A 19654-nucleotide genomic window follows, 5' to 3' on the forward strand; every position below is an offset into this window, starting at 1 on the left:
ATGGCTTCTGAAGAGCGCAGGCGATTCCTGAAGGGCTCCGGCGCCGCAATCGCCGGAGTGCTGGGCGTGCAATTGTTGCCGCCGGCGATTCGCGCGGCATTGGCGGTGGAACCGGCGCGGGTGACCGGTTCCCTGCGCGATGTCGAGCACATCGTGGTGTTGATGCAGGAAAACCGCTCGTTCGATCATTACTTCGGTGCGATGCGCGGTGTGCGCGGCTTCTGCGATCCGCGGCCGGCGCCGTTGCCGAACGGACGCACCGTGTGGGAACAACCGGCTGTTCCCGGTGGCGAGCCGGCGATCACGCCATTCCACCTCGATTCGAGCGCGACGGCGGCGCAATGCCTGGCCGATATCGACCACAGCTGGAAGGGATCGCAGGAATTGTGGCGTCATCACGACGCGTGGATGAAAGTGAAAGGGCCGATGTGTTTCGGCCACTTCACCCGCGCCGACCTGCCGTTCTACTACGCGCTGGCCGATGCTTTCACCGTGTGCGATGCCTATCACTGCTCGATTTTCGGGCCGACCAATCCCAACCGATTGCACCTGTTCAGCGGCACCAGCGGCCTGACCACGGGTCACGATGGCAAGCAGGCGGTGACCAACGTGGACGACGGCAACTGGAGCGCCGACATGTCCGCCGACAAGCCGGGCTTCGTGCCGTTCGCATGGCGGGCCTATGCCGAAAAACTGCAGGATGCCGGCGTGGCATGGAGGGTGTATCAGGAATACGACAACTACGGCGACAACCCGTTGCAATCGTTCGCGGCGTTTCGCGGTCTTGATCGTGCGTCGCCGCTGTATGCGCGCGGTCGTGCCTGGGCCGATGGTTCGACCAAGGACAACGCTCCGAAGACGCGCGGCGAGCATGTCATCGCCGAGTTCACCCGCGACGTGCGTGAAGGCAAGTTGCCGCAGGTGTCGTGGATCGTGCCGCCGTACATCATGAGCGAGCATCCGGCGGCATCGCCCGCGTACGGCGAATCGTTGAGCGCGCAGTTGCTGGCGGCGCTGGCGGCCAATCCGGCGGTGTGGGCGAAGACGGTTTTCATCATCAATTACGACGAAAATGGCGGGTTTTTCGATCATGTCCCACCCGCGATCGGCACCAACGATGCTGCCATCGGCGCGAGCACGGTGTCGCTGCAGGGCGAGGATTACCACGGCGTTCCGGTTGGCCTCGGGCCGCGCGTGCCGATGCTGGTGGTGTCGCCATGGAGTCGCGGCGGCTGGGTGAATTCGCAGGTGTTCGACCACACCTCGGTGATCCGCTTGATGGAGGAACGTTTCGGCGTGCGTTGCGATGCGATCAGCCCGTGGCGGCGCGCGGTGTGTGGTGATCTCACATCGACGCTGGCATTCGACGTGCGCGATGACGCGTGGCCGACGCTGCCGGACATGGGCGATCGCCAGCAGTGGGCCGACGCCAGTTGCAAGCAGGCGATTCCGAAGGCGCCCGCAGTTCCTTCATCATTGCCGACGCAGGAGCCGGGACGACGTCCGGCGCGGCCGCTGCCGTATGCGTTGTCGGCATCCACGCGTATCGATCATGGCGCGCGCAAGATCGCGCTCGAGGTTGCCAATGCCGGCACGGCGGCGGCGGTGTTCACTGTGTATCGATCAGGCAGCGATGCCGGTCCATGGTGGTTCACGGTGGACGCGGGCAAGCGGCTGGAGCACCACTGGGATCTCGATGCCGATGGTCGCCACGCCTTCGAGGTTCATGGCCCGAATGGCTGGTTGCGCACTTTCTCCGGCGCGACCGCGAATGGACACGGCCCGCGACCGCAAGTGGACTGCACCGCGCAGGGCGATCGCATGGTGTTGCGGCTACGCAACGATGGCGATGCCGCGTGCATGCTGCGCGTCTCGTCGGGACGTTACGATCACGGCCCTGCACGGACGCACGTATTGAAGCCCGGCGCGAGTGTCGAGGATATGCGTGATATCGCGGCAAGTGATCACTGGTACGACTTGCAGGTGACGATGGAGGGTGACGGCGCGTTCCTGCGTCGTTTCGCCGGGCATGTCGAAACCGGACGCGCCAGCCGCAGCGACCCGGCATTGTCGGGCTGAGTCGCAGTGGATCCAATCGCGGATGAATGTGCAACTGCAGCATGCGTTGCCGCCGGCCCATGGCCGCTGCGCAGCGACTGAATGCGGAGTTACACTGCGCCGATGCAACCATCGCGCAAGAAATCCCGGATCACTTCGCTCGACATCGCCCATCGTGCCGGGGTCTCGCAGGCGACGGTTTCGCGCGTGTTGCGCGGCAGTCCGCTGGTGAACGCGGAAACGCGGCGTCGAGTGGAAGAGGCGGTTCGCGAGCTCAATTACAAGGTCGATCGCCACGCGTCCAGTTTGCGCACGCAACGCGCTGGAACGCTGGCGCTGTTGCTGTTCGAGGAGCCGGGGCCGGAAGACGTCCAGATCAATCCGTTCTTCCTGTCGATGCTCGGCTCGATCACCCGCGAATGCGCGCGCCAGGGCCACGACCTGCTGGTGTCGTTCCAGCAACTATCCGATGACTGGCACGCCGATTACGAAGACAGCATGAAGGCCGACGGCTTGATCCTGCTTGGTTACGGCGATGACGTGCTGTACCAGGAGAAGCTCGAGCGATTGCACGGGCAGGGTACGCATTTCGTGCGCTGGGGGCCGGTGCGGCCGGGCCAGATCGGGATTTCCATCGGTTGCGACAATCATCTCGGCGGCCAGCTCGCCGGCGCACATTTGTTGGAGCTTGGGCGCAAGCGCATCGCCTTCCTCGGTGATGCTTCATCGCGTTACCCGGAATTCCTTGCGCGCTTCAACGGCTGCGAAGCGGCGCTGCAGGAACAGGGTTTGTCGCTCGATCGCAAATTGCAGGTGGATGCCAGCACCAGCGAAGAAGATGGCCATCGTGCCGCCCGCGAATTGCTGGCGCGTGGACTGGAATTCGATGCGGTGTTCGCCGGCAGCGATCTGATCGCGATCGGGGCGATGGCGGCCTTGCGTGATGCCGGCAAGCGTATTCCGCAGGATGTCGCCGTGGTCGGATTCGATGGCCTGTCGCAAGCGCGCTACAGCACGCCGCCATTGACGACGGTGATGCAGGACACGCAACTTGCGGGCCGCTTGCTGGTGGACAGTTTGTTGATGCTGGTGCGCGACCAGCCGGCGGACAGCATCATGATTCCGCCTGAACTGGTGGTGCGGACTTCAAGCGCCGGCTGAGGCGCGGGGTTCTCGCACGCGCTGGCTGGCGTGGGCGGCAGACCCAATGCGCGGGACGCCGTGAATCCGTCCATGGAGGCTCGACTCGGCATCCATGCCTCGTATGCCCGCGCATCGGGCAGACCGCCCACTTGCCGCGCGCGTGTTGTAGCTTTTCAGAGTCTTGAAAGCCGCCACCGGCGGCGCCAGCGCGGTTCGTCCGTATGGCCGACCGTACGAGGCATGGATGCCGAGTCCGAGCCCCCATGGATGGGTTCACGGCGAGTCGGCCATATGGACAACCGACGCAGGCGCACAGCGGGGCGAGAAGGCGCAAGTCCGCTTTTGTGCGTCCGGCTAATCCTGCTTTTTGCGCGCGCCCGCCATCGCGGCGTCCAGTGCCGTCAGCAGTTTCGGATCAGTCGCTTTTGCAGCAAGCGTGAACACCTGCACGCCGTGCGCAGGCACGCGGCTTTCCAGCGATTTTCCAGTAGTCACCTTGCGCTTGCTGCCATCGAGCGCCGACGTCCACGTCCCAGACTGCAGCATGTCGCCGATGCGGAAGTCCTGCGGCGTGTCGCCCTTGTTGAGCAGCACCAGCGCGATCTCGCTGCGGCCAGCGTGCTGGTAGACGCGATAGAACGCCGCGCGATTGCCGGCGAGCTCGAGATCGACCTGCAAGCCGCGTTGCAGCGCGACGTGCGCCTGCCGCACCCTGGCGATGCGGATCAGGTTCGCGCGGATCGGGCTCTTGCGCGCTGCGGCGATGCCCTCGGTGCCGAAGTAGTTGCGGTTGCCGGCGTGTTCGGCGGCGCCCCGTTCGAAACCCATTTCCGAGCCGTAATAGATCACCGGGATGCCGCGCGCGGTGAACAACCAGTTGTCGGCATCGATGAAACCATTGTCCGTGGCGTCGAGCCGCGCCATGTCGTGGTTGTCGTAAAACGTCATCAATTCATACGGATTGGCGTACGGACCGTTGGTCAGGTACAGCGGTTCGGCCAGCGCGGCGTATGAACTGTCCTGATGCTCGAAGGTCGCCTGCAAGGCCTTGCGCAGCGGGAAATCGAGCACGCTGACATTGGCGTTGCGCGTCAAGGTATGTTCGGCGATCTTGTTGGCGTCGTAGTCGAATGCTTCGCCGAACATGAAGAAGCCGGGGCGGTGCTGGCGGATGCGATTGACGAAGGCGTGCCAGTAGGTGTGCGGCATCCAGCCGATGGTGTCGATGCGGAAGGCGTCCGCGCCCTGGTCGATCCACTGCGAATACGCGCCGACGAAATACTCCAGCACCTGCGGGTTGTTCTCGTTCATGTCCGAGAGTTGCGCCAGGTTGCCGCCGGTGTTGTACCAGGCGTGCAGCGGATTGTGCTTCGGATCGAGTTTGTCCGGCAGCAGGTTCTGCTCGTCGGCTTTCAGGCGCCAGTCCTTGTCGTAGATCTTGCCGTATTTCGGCTGGTCCTTCGGCATGGTGAAGGCGGGCGAGCCGTGGTTGCAGACGATATCGAGCACCACCTTCAAGCCATGCGCGTGCATCGTGCGGGTGAAGTCGTGGAAGTCGAGGCCGCGACTCGGCAGATGTTCATCCACCACCCAGAAATTGTCGCCCCAGTAACCGTGATAGCCGGTCTTTCCGCCATCGGTGAAGTGACCAGCCCATTTCACCGGTTCGCCGCCGGTGAAGGCTTCGTCGGGGTTGTCGACGATCGGCGTGATCCACACCGCGCCGAAGCCCATCTGCTTGATGTAATCGATGTTGTCGACGATGCCCTTGAAATCGCCGCCCATGTAGCCGACGTTGGCGCTCTTGCCGGCCGGCGCGCCGGGTACCGGACGATCGAAGGTGTAGAACGCCGCGCCCTTGGCCTTGCCCTGGTCGCGATGATCGTTCGATGGATCGCCGTTGACGAAGCGATCTGTCATCACGAAATACACCGCGTCGCTGGCCATTGGTTGCAGCGTGCCGTAGTAGTCGCGCGTTGGCGATTTTTCCGCCGGCGCAGCATTGGCCATCGTGGTGCAGATGGCGAACGCGATGGCGCTGGCCAACGAAACGGATGCGATACGCATGGTCAAGTCCTCAGGCCGCGCGAGTGGGGGATTCGTGCACGCGCACCAGGCACAGTGCACCAACAAGCAGGCTGGCACCGCTGATCACCAGTCCGAAGATCGCCTGGTTGCCGAACAGATGGCGCAATGCCGGGCCCAGCAGCGTTGCCGCGACGATCTGCGGAATCACGATGAACATGTTGAAGATGCCCATGTAGAGGCCCATCTTGCGCTCGTCGATATGCGAGGCGAGCAGGGCATACGGCATCGACAGGATGCTGGCCCAGGCGATGCCGACCAGTGCGAACGAGCCGATCAGCCATGCCGGCGTGGAGACTGCATACATCGACAGGAAGCCGAGTCCGCCCAATGTCAGCGAGACGAAATGCACCAGGCGCCGGTTCAGCGGCCGGCGCGCGGCGTAGAAGCTCAGCAGCAGGGCCACCGCCATCGAGGACAGTCCGTAATAGCCCATGTACGAACCGGTGAGATCGGCCGCGTTCTGGAAGGCGGCGTTCGCCTGGTGGAATGCTTCCGCCTGTGCGGGAATCGTGGTGTCGAAGGCGGCGAGATCGGGTGCCGGCGCGTGGAAGACGTGTTCGGTCAGGCCGGGCGTCGCCATCGACCACATCGAAAAGAACGCCAGCCAACTGAAGAACTGCACCAGGCCGATCGCGCGCATCTGCTGCGGCATGTGCAGGATGGCCTGCCAGATTTCGCTGATGAACCCCTTGTCGACAGCCTCTGTCGATGCGTGTTGTTCGACCGGCTCCGGCGGATATTCGCGGGTGGTGAAGATCGTGACCAGGATGCTGGCGAGGAACACGAAGGCGCCGATCGAGAACGCGACCTGCACCGATGGTGGCACCACGCCGGGACCGGCTTCGTTCGACACGCCAAGCCGGGTGACGAACCACGGCAGGTTGCTGGCGACCCAGGTGCCGATGCCGATGATCAGCGTTTGCAACACGAAGCCGTAGGAACGTTGCTCCTCGGGCAGCTTGTCGGCGACCAGTGCACGGAACGGCTCCATCGAAATATTGATCGAGGCATCCAGCACCCACAGCAGGCCCGCGGCCATCCACAGTGCGGAGGAGTGCGGCATCGCGATCAGCGCGGTCGAACTGAGGATGGCGCCGACCAGGAAATAGGGCCGGCGGCGCCCGAGCAGCGGGTGCCAGGTGTGATCGCTGAGGTAGCCGATGATCGGTTGCACCAGCAAGCCAGTGAGCGGAGCGGCGATCCACAGCAACGGCAGCGCGTCCTTGTCCGCGCCCAGTGTCTGGAAGATGCGTGACATGAATCCGCCTTGCAGCGCGAATCCGAACTGGATGCCGAGGAATCCGAAACACATGTTCCAGATCTGCCAGAAGCCGAGGCGAGGTTTGGCGGCCATGCCGGAATCCGTCTGAAGTAGCGGCCATCCTGCCGTTTGCGGCGTGCACAAGCATGTTGCAGTGCAAACAAAACTGCCCGTTTCATCCCGGAATGCCGTCGTTGTGATGTGGATGCATGCGGCAATACAAGCGCGCGGGTGCATGCATACGTATTCATCCGGGACGCGTCGTGATGCGTGGAATAGTGCGCGCTGGCACAGGCTGTGGAACAGGCAATGGCGCATCCGTGGTGGCGCGGCGCGGTGATCTACCAGATCTACCCGCGCAGCTTTCGCGACAGCAATGGCGATGGCATCGGCGATCTGCCGGGCATCACCGCGCATCTGGATCACGTTGCCGCGCTCGGCGTCGATGCGATCTGGATCTCGCCGTTCTTCACCTCGCCGATGGCCGATTTCGGCTACGACATCGCCGATTTCCGCGGTGTCGATCCGATCTTCGGCACGCTCGCCGATTTCGGCGTGCTGGTGAAGCGCGCGCATGCGCTCGGCCTCAAGGTGATGATCGACCAGGTGCTGAGCCATTGCTCGATCGAGCATCCGTGGTTCAAGGAAAGTCGCCAGAGCCGCAACAACCCGAAATCCGACTGGTTCGTCTGGGCCGATGCCAAGCCCGATGGTTCGCCGCCCAACAACTGGCTGTCGATCTTCGGCGGCGTCGCTTGGCGTTGGGAGCCACGTCGCGGCCAGTACTATCTGCACAATTTCCTTGCCGAGCAGCCGCAGCTGAATTTCTTCCAGCCGGCGGTGCGCCAAGCGCAACTCGACAACCTCAAGTTCTGGATGGATCGAGGCGTCGACGGTTTCCGCCTCGACTCGATCAACTTCTGTTTCCACGATGCACAGCTGCGCGACAACCCGGCGAAACCGCTGGAAGCGCGCAACGGTCGCGGTTTCTCCCCCGACAATCCCTATGCGTTCCAGTACCACTGGTACAACAACACGCGTCCGGAAACGCCGGTCTTCCTGGAAGAAGTGCGGGCGCTGATGGACGGTTGCGGCGAAGTGGCAGCGCTGGGCGAAATCTCCTCCGAGGATTCGCTGGCGACGATGGCCGAATACGTCACGCCGAAACGCCTGCACATGGGCTACAGCTTCGAATTGCTGACCGATGATTTCAGCGTCGCCCATCTCCGCGGTACCGTGGAGACGCTGGAAGCGAAATTGCAGGGCGGTTGGCCGTGCTGGGCGCTGTCCAACCATGACGTGCAACGCGTGGCGAGCCGCTGGGGCGGGACGAACCCGCATCCGCAGCTGGCGCGCCAGTTGATCGCATTGGTGTGTTCGCTGCGCGGTTCGGTCTGCCTGTACCAGGGCGAGGAACTTGGCCTGCCGGAAGCCGATGTGCCCTACGAAGCCTTGCAGGATCCCTACGGCAAGACGTTCTGGCCGAACTTCAAGGGACGCGATGGGTGTCGCACGCCGATGCCATGGAGTGGCGACGCCGACGCCGGGTTCGGCGCGCCACGGCCGTGGCTGCCGGTGCCTGCTGCGCATCGCGCACTGTCGGTGGCGGCGCAGGAAGCCGCTGGCGATTCGACCTTGCGTGCCGCCCGCGCGTTCCTGGCATGGCGCAAGACGCAGCCGGCACTGGTCGAAGGATCGATTCGCTTCCTTGATGCGCCGGAATCGATCCTCGCCTTCGAGCGCGAACAGGATGGGCAGTGCCTGTTGCTGGCGTTCAATCTTTCAGCAAACGACGCGTCATGGGCCGTTCCGGCGGAATGGTCGGCGGCGCCTTCAATCCACGTTCCCGGTGTTGCCTCGGGAACATTCGGCGATGGCCACGTCACCCTGCCAGCGCATGCGTTGATCGTTCTCACCCGGAATCCACGATGAAATCGAAACTGTTCACGCTGCTGTTGCTGTTCAGCCCATTGCTGGCACACGCCGACGAGGATGTCGCGCACGCGAGTTCCCCCGATGGCCGCATCACGGTCACGCTCGATCTCAATGGCGAAGGGCGGGTCGGCTACAAGGTGTCGCGCGACGGCAAGCCGGTGATCGGCGATTCCCGGATGGGCTTCCTGCTGCGCAATGGCGAGGAATTGCTGCGCAATTTCAAACTGGAATCGCAAACGGCGCGCAGTGTCGACGAAACCTGGGACCAACCCTGGGGCGAGCGCTTGCATACGCGCAACCACTACAACGAACTCGTCGCCACCTTCGTCGAGACCGGGCGCGGCAAGCGCAAGTTCGACGTGGTGTTCCGCGTCTTCGATGATGGGCTCGGCTTCCGCTATAGCTTCCCGAAACAGCCGAATCTCGGGCGCATGGAAATCGTCGACGAGGTCACCGAATTCGATATCGTGCGTACGGCCACCGCATTGTGGGAGCCGGCGGGCGAGTGGAACCGTTACGAATATCTCTACAACAAGACGCCGTTGAACCAGTTGTCGCAAGCGCATACGCCGATGACGATGAAGACCGACGACGGCTTGTATCTCTCGATCCACGAGGCGGCGCTGGTCGATTACGCCTCGATGTGGTTGCGCCGGGTGGATGGCCAACGGCTCAAGGCCCGACTTGCGCCCGGCGGAACGCAGCCGGCCAGCGTGATCCGCGAGACGCCGTTCGCGACGCCGTGGCGGACCATCGAAATCGCGGATCGCGCCGGCGGACTGGTCGAATCGAGCCTGATCCTCAACCTCAACGATCCCAACGTGCTGGGCGATGTCAGCTGGTTCAAGCCGTCGAAATATGTCGGCGTGTGGTGGTCGATGCATCTCGACCAGCAGAGTTGGGCGACCGGCCCGAAGCACGCGGCAACCACCGACAACACCAGGCGCTACATCGATTTCGCCGCCGCCAACGGCTTCCGCGGCGTGCTGGTGGAAGGCTGGAATCCCGGTTGGGACGGCGACTGGTTCGCCAACGGCTGGAACTTCGATTTCACCAAGGCCACGCCCGATTTCGACATCGAAGCGTTGTCGAAATACGCGGCGGCGAAGGGCGTGCACCTGATCGGCCATCACGAAAATGGTTGCGCGGTCAGCCACTACATGAGCCAGCTCGATGCCGCGCTCGATCTCGACCAGCGCCTGGGTATCGATCAGGTCAAGACCGGCCACGTCTGCGACGCCGGGCAGATCGAGCGCCAGGACGTCGCCAACGGCCCGGTCACGCGTGAATGGCACGACGGCCAGTGGATGAGCAACGTCCACCTGCAAGTGGTGAAGGAAGCGGCCAAGCGCCACATCGCCATCAATCCGCACGAGCCGATCAAGGACACCGGCCTGCGTCGCACCTATCCGAACTGGATCAGCCGCGAAGGCGCGCGTGGCATGGAATACAACGCCTGGGGCAGTCCGCCGAACCCGCCGGAGCACGAGATCAATCTGGTGTTTACCCGCATGCTCGCCGGGCCTATGGATTACACGCCGGGCGTGTTGAGCCTGACCGGTCGTGGTGGCCAGGAAATCCAGAGCACCATCGCGCGCCAGTTGGCGCTGTACGTGACGATCTACAGCCCGATCCAGATGGCCGCCGATTTGCCGGAGCACTACGCGCAGCACATGGACGCGTTCCAGTTCATCCGCGACGTGCCCACTGACTGGCAGGACACGCGCATGGTCAACGGCGAGATTGGCGAATACGTCACCATCGCGCGCAAGGCGCGTGGCAGCGACGACTGGTATCTCGGCAGCATGAGCGATCGCAACGCGCGCACGCTGAAGGTGCCGCTGTCTTTCCTCGATGCCGGCAAGAAATATCGCGCCGAAATCTATCGCGATGGCGCAGGCGCCGATTGGCATGGCGCTGCCCGCTTCAAGTTCGCGAAGGAAACGCGCACCGTGACCGCGAAGGACGTGCTCGACCTGTGGCTGGCGGGCGGTGGTGGTGCGGCAATTCGCTTCGTTGCATTGAAATGAGATCGTCGCTGCGGATGATGTCGGCAGTCTTGGCGTTGTGCTTGCTGCCGATTTTCGTGTCGGCGAAGCAACTTGACCCTGTGGTCGCAATGCTCGATGCGCCCGGCGTGTCGCCGAAACCCATGCGCGTGCGCGTGCTGTTGCCACCCGGCTATCGCGCACATTCCGGCGTGCGCTATCCGACCTTGTACGTCAACGACGGACAGGACATGGAAGCGGTCGGACTGCAGGCGACGCTGGATGATCTGTACCGCCACCACGACATCCGGCCGATGATCGTCGTCGCCATCGACATGCCGCAGGACCGCATGGCGGGCTATGGCGTTTCCGATCGCGCGAAGGGCGTATCGATCGCTGCGCCAACCAAATACGGCGCAGTCGGCGCCAACGCGCAGGCGTACTCGCAATGGCTGGTGCAGTCGCTGGTGCCGTATGTAGATGCGCATTGGCAGACGCGGCGCGATGCCGATTCGCGTTGGCTACTGGGTTGGTCGCTGGGTGCGATCAATGCGTTCTCGGTGGGTTGGCAATATCCAGAAACCTTCGGCAAGGTCGGCGCATTCTCGCCGTCGTTCTGGCTGTCCACCGACAGTTCCGATGCGAAAGCCGTGCGGGCGACGCGCATCGCGCATGCATTGGTTGAAACGGCTCCGCCGCCGGCATATTCGCGTTTCTTCTTCGCTGCGGGCGATGCCGAGGAGAAGAACGATCGCGATGGCAACGGCATCATCGACGTGATCGACGATCTGCTCGATCTGATGAATGGTTGGACCAGTGGCGACGGGCGCACGCACAAGGGGCTGGCGCAGCTCGGCTATTCGATCAATAGCGATTACGGCGCGCATGCCGATGATTCCGCAGCGGTGTTTTATCGCCTGCCGGGCGGCGAACACAACCAGAAAAGCTGGGCGCGGATGTTGCCGGCATTCCTGCAGTGGGTCGATGGCACACGCAAGGGGATGTTGCCTCGCAACAAGTCGGCCATGAAAGGGCATTCGCGCCCACGACTGTCTGCGGACGCGGATGGAAAACAGGCACCTCATTCGTGATGAATGGGTTGTTGTGATGACGATTCGTGATGAATACGTATGCAGGGCGTTATGCATTCGTAAAGCTTTGACTACGATCCACGGCCAATGGCGCAACCGCGTCGAAGCACCAAACATACGGAGTACGGAAATGGTCCAGATGAAGCGCAACATGCTCAGCGTGGCGCTGGTGGCAGCGATTGGGATGACGGCGACCGTGGCGAGTGCCCAGTCGGCGCCAGCCAACGATGCGACAACGAAGCAGGACGCGAAGAAGGCCGACGAGAAGAACGTCCTCGACTCGGTGGTCGTGACGGGTATCCGTCGCGGCATCGAGGGTGCCATCTCGACCAAGAAGAATTCGACCTCGATCGTCGAAGCCGTTTCCGCGGAAGACATCGGCAAGCTGCCCGATGTCTCCATCGCCGAATCGATCGCGCGCCTGCCGGGTCTGTCGGCGCAGCGCGTCGCCGGTCGTGCCCAGGTGATCAGCGTGCGCGGCCTGTCTCCCGATTTCTCCACCACGCTGCTCAACGGTCGCGAAATGGTCAGCACCGGTGACAACCGCAGCGTCGAGTTCGACCAGTACCCGTCGGAACTGATGGCTGGCGTCACCGTCTACAAGACGCCGGATGCCGGCCTCATCGGGCAGGGCCTGTCCGGCACGATCGACATGCACACCGTGCGACCGTTGGACTTCTCCAAATCGGTGACTGCGGTGGGTGTGCGCGGCCAGCGCAACTCGCTGGGTTCGGCGGCCAATCAAAGTGCCAACGGCAATCGTTTCAACGCCAGCTACATTGGTCAGTTCTTCGACCGCAAGTTCGGCATCGCGCTGGGCTATGCACATTCGGAAAACCCGCTGCAGGAAGAACAGGTCGGCTTGTACGAACCGTGGGAGCCGATCGGCCCGACTTGGCGCCCCGGCGTCCCGTCTGGTGCCGGATGCCCGGCCAGTGGAAGCAACTGCACCTACTATTCGGAAGGCATCAAGGCACTGCGCGGAACCGGATTCGAGAAGCGCGATGCAGTGATGGCGACGCTGGAATTCCGGCCGTCCTCGGTCTGGACCAGTACGCTGGACATGTTCTATACCAAGTCGCACTCCAAGTACACGGCCAATCAGTTCGAGGTCAATCTCGGAGACTACAACGGCGGGTATGGCCACATCAACGTCACCAATCCGCAGATCAACGGCAATGGCACGTTCGAGGGTGGCACCGCCGCCAATCTGTATCCGCTGGTGCGTGGCATGTACGACAAGCGCGATGACAAGATCAAGGCCTTTGGCTGGCGCAACGATTTCAACCTGGGCAATGCCAAACTGTTCACCGACCTCAGCTATTCGCATGCCGACCGCAAGGAGTTGAGCCTCGAGAACAACACCCAGCTGTATCCGGCGCCGCAACTCGATACGCTGAATCTCGCTTACACCTCGAATGGGTTTCCGCAACTCAATCCCGGCCTGAACTATTCGGATCCTTCCAAGCTCTACCTGCAGAACACCATCTATGGCTCCGGCTACGGCAAGGTTCCGGAAGTTCACGACACGCTGAAGAGCGCGCGTGTTGGTGCCTCGTTTGGGCTGTCGGGCGCGCTTGGCAAGTGGTTCTCGGACATCGAAGTCGGGCTGAACTACGCCGATCGCGAGAAGAACAAGAAGCAGCCGGAAGCATCGATCAACCTTGGACCCCAGGGTGTCACGTCCATTGCCCCGGACCTGCAGTACGGCCTGGTCAACCTCGGTTTCGCCGGCATTGGCAATATCCCGGCGTGGAACGTGCCGGGCGCTGTGGCGCGTTACATGACATTTGACCCACAGATCAATCAGTCGTATCTGTACGCGAAAACCTGGTCGCTGTCGGAAAAGATCACGACGGCCTACCTCAAGGCCAATCTCGACACCCAGCTGGGCAGCGACGTGTCGCTGCGCGGCAACATCGGTGTCCAGGTCCAGCATGTCGACCAGTCGTCGAGTGCCAACTCGGTCCTCAACAACAACACGATTTTGCCGGTCACGCTTGGTGCCAAGTACAACGAAGTGCTTCCGAGCATGAACCTCGCCTTCATGTTCCCGCATGACCAGGCCTTGCGCTTTGCACTGGCCAAGCAGACGGCGCGCCCTCGCATCGATGACATGAACGCGAGCATTAGCTTCGGCGTCGACAATGCAACCGGCAAGACCGGCGGTGGTGGCGGCAATCCGCAGCTGCGGCCGTGGCGCGCCAATGCCCTCGATATTTCCTACGAGAAGTATTTCGGCACCAAGGCCTATGTCTCCGCAGCCTTCTACTACAAGCAGCTGACCAGCTACATCTTCAACCAGACGTCGGACGGCTACGACTGGTCCAACTATGTCGCAAGTTATCCCGCGCAGACCCCGCCGGCAGGCTCGACATACCCGCCGATCCAGAGCCACGGCACCTTCACCGCGCCACAGAACGGCAAGGGCGGCAAGATGCAGGGCGTCGAGCTGACTGCTTCGTTGCCGTTCGAGATGTTCACGCCGGTATTGAAGGGCTTCGGCGTGGTTGCCAGTGCCAGCTTCAACGACAGCAGCATCAAGATCCCGCCGCCGGATGGCTCGCAGACGAGCGTCGGCAATAACCCGATCGCATTGCCTGGCCTGTCGAAGCGCGTCTACAACCTGACCGCTTACTACGAACGCAACGGCTTCGAAGCGCGCATCAGCCAGCGTCGTCGTTCCGACTTCATCGGCGAAATCGGCAACTTCAATGGCAACCGCACCTTGCGTTACGTGGTTGGCGAGAACATCACCGATGCCCAGGTCAGCTACAACTTCAGCGACAGCTCCTCCCTGAAGGGCTTGAGCGTGCTGCTGCAGGCCACCAACCTGACCGACTCGCCCTACAAGACCTACGCGCAGACCAAGGATCGCCCGCTGGAATACATCAAGTGGGGTCGCACGGTGTTGCTGGGCGCCAGTTACAAGTTCTGATCACCAGTTATTCTGCAAAACGAAACCCCGTCGCTCACGCGGCGGGGTTTTTGTTTGCGTGATCAATCGGGATGAGTCAATCGAAATCGAACAATTCGTCCTGCGGATCGCTGCCTTCCTCGATGAAGCCGGATACGCCGACACCCACCAGGCGATAGAGCGTATCGGCGGGCAGGGTCACGCGTTCGCGCAGTCGCGATGCGACATCAGCGAGTGCGCTGGCATTCGCAGGAAAAGGGAGTTCCGTCAGCGAGCGGGTGAGGGTGCGGAAATCGGCGGTCTTGAGCTTGAGCACGACGGTGCGTGCGTGGCGATCCGGCTGCCGTGCGAGTTCGCGCTGATAGCCGGCCCAGGTTTTCGCGGCGAGTCGTGCGATGTGTTCGCCCAGCGCATTCAACGGAATATCTTCCGGGAAGGTGTCCTCGGCGGAAACCTGCAGGGTTGGGCGTTGCGGGCAGACCGCGCGGTTGTCGATGCCGTGTGCGAGTTCGTGCAGGCGACGGCCCCAGCGTCCGAAATGCGCTTCCATCGTCTCGACATCGACCGCGCGCACGTCGGCGCAGGTGTGCAATTCCAGTTCGCCCAATCGCCGTTCGGTGACCTTGCCGACGCCAGGCAGGCGCGCCAGCGGCAACGCGGCGACGAAGGCATCGACCATCGACGGTTTCAGCACGAAGACGCCATCCGGCTTGTTCCAGTCGCTGGCGATCTTGGCGAGGAACTTGTTGGGCGCGACGCCGGCCGATGCGGTCAGCGACAGTTCCGCGCGGATATCGGCACGAATCGATTCGGCGATCGCAGTAGCGCTGCCGAGATCGTGTTTGGGCACGGTGACGTCGAGATAAGCTTCGTCCAGAGACAACGGTTCGATCAGGTCGGTATGGCGCGCGAAAATTTCGCGCACATGCTGCGACGCTGCCTTGTAGCGGGTGAAGTCGGGCGGCACGAAGACCGCATCGGGACACAGCCGTTCCGCGCGGATTGCTGGCATCGCCGAACGCACACCGAACTTGCGTGCTTCATAGCTGGCGGCACATACCACAGAGCGGCTGCCGCGCCACGCCACCACCACCGGGCGACCGCGCAGAGCGGGATCGTCGCGCTGTTCCACGGACGCGTAGAACGCGTCCATGTCGACGTGGATGATCTTTCGGTTGGTAGACACGGAGGCATTATCGCCCGGCTTTGCACCCATCGCGGCTGTCTGCAGCCGCCGACACGCCGTGAATCCATCCATGGAGGCTCGACTCGGCATCCATGCCTCGTATGGTCGGCGCTGCAGACGAACCGCATGGGCGCCGCCGGTGGCAGGTTCACACGGCTCCGGTCAGCGAATACAGCACGATCACCACGAACACCGCGAAGGTCTTGATCAGCGTGATTGCGAAAATATCCTTGTAGGACTGGCGGTGGCTGAGGCCGGTCACTGCCAGCAAGGTGATCACCGCGCCGTTGTGCGGCAGCGTATCCATGCCGCCCGAAGCCATCGCCGCGACGCGGTGCAACACCTCCATCGGGATGCCGGCCGCATGTGCATTGGCGATGAAGGTGTCGGACATCGCCGCCAGTGCGATGCTCATGCCGCCCGAGGCCGAGCCGGTGATGCCGGCCAGCGCGGTGACCGTGACCGCTTCGTTCACCAATGGATGCGGGATCGCCTTCAATGCGTTGGCGACGACGAGAAAGCCGGGCAGGGCGGCGATCACCGCGCCGAAACCGTATTCGCTGGCAGTATTCATTGCCGACAACATCGCGCCACCGACCGCGGCCTTGCTGCCTTCGGCCAATTGCTTCGCCACGCTGCGCCACGCGAACGCCAGCACGCAGACGATGCCGATCAGCAGCGCGCCTTCCACCGCCCAGATCGCCGCGAGTTTCGAGACTTCCTGTACCACCGGCGCCTGCTTGCCGATCACCGCCGGATTGAAACTGGTCGATGCGCCGTACCACGCCGGGATCGCCGAACTCAAGCCTTTGTTGGCGGTGCCGACCAGCACCAGCGGCAGGATCGCGATGACCGGGTTCGCCAACTTCTCTCCGGTGAACGCCACCGGTTCGTTGCGCAGTTGCGCGGGATCGCCATAGCCTTCACCTGCTTTCAACGCTGCACGCCGCCGCCATTCCAGATACGTCATGCCGATCACGAAGATGCACAACGATCCAGCCACGCCCAGCCATGGCGCCGCCCAGGTATTGGTCTTGAAGAAGGTGGTCGGGATGATGTTCTGGATCTGCGGCGTGCCGGGCAGCGCGTCCATGGTGAAAGTGAACGCGCCCAGCGCGATGGTGCCGGGGATCAGGCGCTTGGGGATGTCGCCCTGGCGGAACAGTTCCGCTGCGAACGGATAGACCGCGAACACCACCACGAACAGCGAGACACCGCCGTAGGTGAGCAGCGCGCACACCAGCACGATGGCGAGCATGGCGCGGCTGGCGCCGACCGCGCGGATGGTGGCAGTGACGATCGCGCGTGAGAATCCGGAAATCTCGATCAGCTTGCCGAACACCGCGCCGAGCAGGAACACCGGGAAATAGTTCTTGAGGAAGCCGACCATCTTGTCCATGAACAGTCCGCTGAACATCGGCGCGACCAGCGAAGGATCGGTCAGCAACACCGCCAGCAACGCCGCGATCGGCGCGAACAGGATCACGCTGTAGCCGCGATAGGCCACGAACATCAGGAAGCACAGCGCGGCCAGCACGATCAGGAACGACATCGGCACATCCGGTTCGGAAACGTCCGTGGAGTGTGCGCAGTCACGGTCCGGCGTGCCCTTGTCCAAAGGTACGATGTGGCCGGCGCCGTCTTCCGCCTAGGCTGCACGTCATAACGGGGGCATCCGCTCCCGGCTGTCTATATGCCGAGAGGAAGAACACATGCGCCGCATCCATCGTCACGCTCCGCTTTGCCTGGCCATCGCCATCGGACTGGCCGCACCACTGGCGCAGGCCCAGGACGCGACGGCGCAATCCACGCCAGCCACCAAGCCTGCCCAAGCAGCGAAGCAGACCGCCGACGGCGATCTCGGCGCGATCACCGTCACCGCGCGTCGTCGCGAGGAGACGTTGCAGGAAGTCCCGGTCGCCGTCACCGCGTTCACCGCCAAGGCGCTGGAAAAACTCAATGTGCAGGATCTTGGCGACCTCAAGGGGCAGGTCCCCAACCTGACGATCTACGCGGCGCGCGGTTCCAACACCACCTTGACCGCCTACATCCGCGGCGTCGGCCAGTCCGATCCGCTGTGGGGCGTTGATCCCGGCGTCGGCATGTACATCGACGATGTTTACGTCGCCCGTCCGCAAGGCGCGATGCTCGATCTGCTGGATGTCGGCCGCATCGAAGTGTTGCGCGGTCCGCAGGGCACGCTGTACGGCAAGAACACCATCGGTGGCGCGATCAAGTACATCACCAAGCCGCTGGCCACCGATTTCAACGGTTTCGTGCAGGGCACGGTGGGCAACTACAACGAACGCGACGTCAAGCTCGCGGTGGGCGATGCCTTCGGCGATGCCAAGGCGTTGCGTGCGCGCCTGTCGATGGCCAAGCTCACCCGCGATGGCTTCGGCAAGAACCTCACCAGCGGCAATGACGTCAGCGACAAGGACATCTTCGCTTGGCGACTGGCGGTTGGCGCCTACGTCACCGACAAGTTCGACCTCCAATTCGCCTACGACCACACCGATGACGAATCCGGCGTGCGTGGCGCGCAGATGCTGGCGAAGAATCCCTTCGCACCGACCTATGCACCGATGGCCAGCCGCTACGACGTGCGCAATGGCATGCCCGACGTCAACCACACCAAGCTCGACGGCTTGTCGATGACGGCGAACTGGCGTTTGAACGATGCCTGGGCGGCGAAGTACATCTGGGCCAAGCGCCAGTCGAACACCGAGACCAACATCGATTTCGACACGTTGCCGAACAAGCTGGCCGACGTGAAGGCGTTCTATCGCGATCACCAGACCAGCAACGAGCTCCAAGCCAATTACGATGCGGGCGGTCGCGCCCGCGGCGTCATGGGCATCTACCAGTTCGAAGGCGATGCCGGCGGACAGGTGCTCAACAACTTCTTCAACCTGTTGTTCGGTGACACCCATGGCACGGTGTACACCAAGAGCGTCGCGCTCTACGCCGATTGGACGTTCGACCTGACCAGCAAGTTGAAGCTGGATGCCGGCGTGCGCTACACCGACGAGAAGAAGCATGCGGTCGTTCGCAACATCAGCTACACCGACGCCACCTTCAGCAAGCCCAATGGCGCGGTTGCCGCCGACTTCGACAAGAACATCGGTTTCAAGAACGTCTCGCCCAAGGTGTCGCTGGATTACCAGATCACCCCGGGGGTGATGGTGTACGGCCTGGCATCGCGCGGCTTCAAGTCGGGCGGCTACAACATCCGCGCCAACGCCACCGCGGTGCCGCGCACGGCCGAACCGTTCCAGGATGAGCGCGTGGACAGCATGGAAGTCGGCAGCAAGATGGCGCTGGCCGACCAGACGCTGTTCCTCAACATGGCGTACTTCCACAACAAGTACAAGAACATCCAGTTGTCGGTGTTTACCGAATACACCACGCCCGGTGGCGCCAAGGCCTTCATCGGCGACTTCACCAATGCCGGTTCCGGTACCGTCAACGGCTTCGAGTTCGAATACCAGTGGCTGCCCAGCAAGCATTTCGCGCTGACCGGCAACCTGGCGTGGCTGGATGCCAAGTTCGACGAATACATGTACAAGAACGTCAATATCGCGGCCCAGCAGGCGTTCACCAACGCACCGAAATTCTCGGGCGCGATCAATGCCGAATACCGCACCAGCCTCGGTGCCGCCGGCGAGTTGAGCGCACGCGTGAGCTATACCCGCCAGAGCAGTGTGGTCGCGACGACGGAAGTCACCCACGATCCGGTGACCGGCGTGAACACCCAGCCGATCGAGCAGGGTGCCTACGGTTTGATCGGTGCCGGCGTGATCTGGAAGCCGAGCAAGCCGTGGACCGTGTCGCTGCAGGGCAGCAACCTCAACAACAGCAAGTACCTGACCACCGGCTACGTGATTCCGTCGCTCGGCGTGCGCACCGGCTTCTATGGCGCACCGCGCCAGTACACGCTGTCGCTGCGTTACGACTTCTAACGGGGGGGGCGCATCCTGCCCGACA

Annotated in this window: 11 protein-coding genes; 7 read left to right on the plus strand and 4 right to left on the minus strand. The window is 62.8% G+C overall.

The features are described from left to right. Positions 1–2079 carry a phosphocholine-specific phospholipase C gene (locus Lysil_RS11375; RefSeq protein ID WP_103075681.1) on the plus strand — a complete coding sequence of 693 codons (2079 nt, stop codon included), beginning with the start codon at positions 1–3 and terminating at the stop codon, positions 2077–2079. Between the two features lie 102 nt (positions 2080–2181). Then, entirely contained in the window at positions 2182–3219 is a 1038-nt protein-coding gene (locus tag Lysil_RS11380; protein WP_103075682.1) for a LacI family DNA-binding transcriptional regulator, read from the plus strand. 336 nt (positions 3220–3555) lie between these two features. On the opposite strand, the gene Lysil_RS11385 is transcribed toward Lysil_RS11380, so the two are convergent. Next, on the minus strand, positions 3556–5211 hold the full coding sequence (locus tag Lysil_RS11385) for an alpha-amylase family glycosyl hydrolase (RefSeq protein WP_103076040.1): 1656 nt from the start codon (positions 5209–5211) through the stop codon (positions 3556–3558). A 67-nt stretch (positions 5212–5278) separates the two neighbouring features. Next, entirely contained in the window at positions 5279–6643 is a 1365-nt protein-coding gene (locus Lysil_RS11390; protein WP_103075683.1) for an MFS transporter, read from the minus strand. Between the two features lie 216 nt (positions 6644–6859). Here Lysil_RS11390 and Lysil_RS11395 point away from each other — a divergent pair, with 216 nt between their 5' ends. From Lysil_RS11395 to Lysil_RS11410, 4 genes are all read left to right on the plus strand, one after another. Next, positions 6860–8482: an alpha-glucosidase family protein gene (locus tag Lysil_RS11395; protein WP_103075684.1), complete on the plus strand. Its 1623-nt coding sequence runs from the start codon at positions 6860–6862 to the stop codon at positions 8480–8482. Then, the gene (locus Lysil_RS11400; RefSeq protein WP_103075685.1) at positions 8479–10515 is read left to right on the plus strand and encodes a glycoside hydrolase family 97 protein; all 2037 of its coding nucleotides are present in this window, start codon (positions 8479–8481) and stop codon (positions 10513–10515) included. The genes Lysil_RS11395 and Lysil_RS11400 overlap by 4 nt, the downstream gene beginning before the upstream one ends. Before the next feature lie 17 nt (positions 10516–10532). After that, the gene (locus tag Lysil_RS11405; RefSeq protein WP_165782478.1) at positions 10533–11564 is read left to right on the plus strand and encodes an alpha/beta hydrolase; all 1032 of its coding nucleotides are present in this window, start codon (positions 10533–10535) and stop codon (positions 11562–11564) included. 130 nt (positions 11565–11694) lie between these two features. Next, positions 11695–14502, plus strand: coding sequence for a TonB-dependent receptor (locus Lysil_RS11410; RefSeq protein WP_103075687.1), 2808 nt, complete (start codon positions 11695–11697; stop codon positions 14500–14502). Between the two features lie 76 nt (positions 14503–14578). On the opposite strand, the gene dinB is transcribed toward Lysil_RS11410, so the two are convergent. Next, positions 14579–15667 (minus strand): DNA polymerase IV, encoded by a 1089-nt coding sequence (dinB, locus tag Lysil_RS11415; RefSeq protein WP_240600533.1) that lies wholly within the window; start codon positions 15665–15667, stop codon positions 14579–14581. 148 nt (positions 15668–15815) lie between these two features. Further along, positions 15816–17219, minus strand: coding sequence for a GntP family permease (locus Lysil_RS11420; RefSeq protein ID WP_103075689.1), 1404 nt, complete (start codon positions 17217–17219; stop codon positions 15816–15818). Positions 17220–17379: 160 nt separating this feature from the next. Here Lysil_RS11420 and Lysil_RS11425 point away from each other — a divergent pair, with 160 nt between their 5' ends. Next, positions 17380–19629, plus strand: a complete 2250-nt coding sequence (locus Lysil_RS11425; RefSeq protein WP_103075690.1) for a TonB-dependent receptor — start codon at positions 17380–17382, stop codon at positions 19627–19629. Positions 19630–19654 lie beyond the last annotated feature (25 nt).

It is taken from the genome of Solilutibacter silvestris, from assembly GCF_002895945.1.
Lineage (GTDB): Bacteria > Pseudomonadota > Gammaproteobacteria > Xanthomonadales > Xanthomonadaceae > Solilutibacter > Solilutibacter silvestris.

Coding starts and splice junctions, on each gene's coding strand:
- Lysil_RS11375 (WP_103075681.1), top strand. CDS start 1: ATGGCTTCTGAAGAGCGCAGGCGATTCCTGAAGGGCTCCGGCGCCGCA.
- Lysil_RS11380 (WP_103075682.1), top strand. CDS start 2,182: ATGCAACCATCGCGCAAGAAATCCCGGATCACTTCGCTCGACATCGCC.
- Lysil_RS11385 (WP_103076040.1), bottom strand. CDS start 5,211: ATGGCCAATGCTGCGCCGGCGGAAAAATCGCCAACGCGCGACTACTAC.
- Lysil_RS11390 (WP_103075683.1), bottom strand. CDS start 6,643: ATGGCCGCCAAACCTCGCCTCGGCTTCTGGCAGATCTGGAACATGTGT.
- Lysil_RS11395 (WP_103075684.1), top strand. CDS start 6,860: ATGGCGCATCCGTGGTGGCGCGGCGCGGTGATCTACCAGATCTACCCG.
- Lysil_RS11400 (WP_103075685.1), top strand. CDS start 8,479: ATGAAATCGAAACTGTTCACGCTGCTGTTGCTGTTCAGCCCATTGCTG.
- Lysil_RS11405 (WP_165782478.1), top strand. CDS start 10,533: ATGTCGGCAGTCTTGGCGTTGTGCTTGCTGCCGATTTTCGTGTCGGCG.
- Lysil_RS11410 (WP_103075687.1), top strand. CDS start 11,695: ATGGTCCAGATGAAGCGCAACATGCTCAGCGTGGCGCTGGTGGCAGCG.
- Lysil_RS11420 (WP_103075689.1), bottom strand. CDS start 17,219: ATGTCGTTCCTGATCGTGCTGGCCGCGCTGTGCTTCCTGATGTTCGTG.
- Lysil_RS11425 (WP_103075690.1), top strand. CDS start 17,380: ATGCGCCGCATCCATCGTCACGCTCCGCTTTGCCTGGCCATCGCCATC.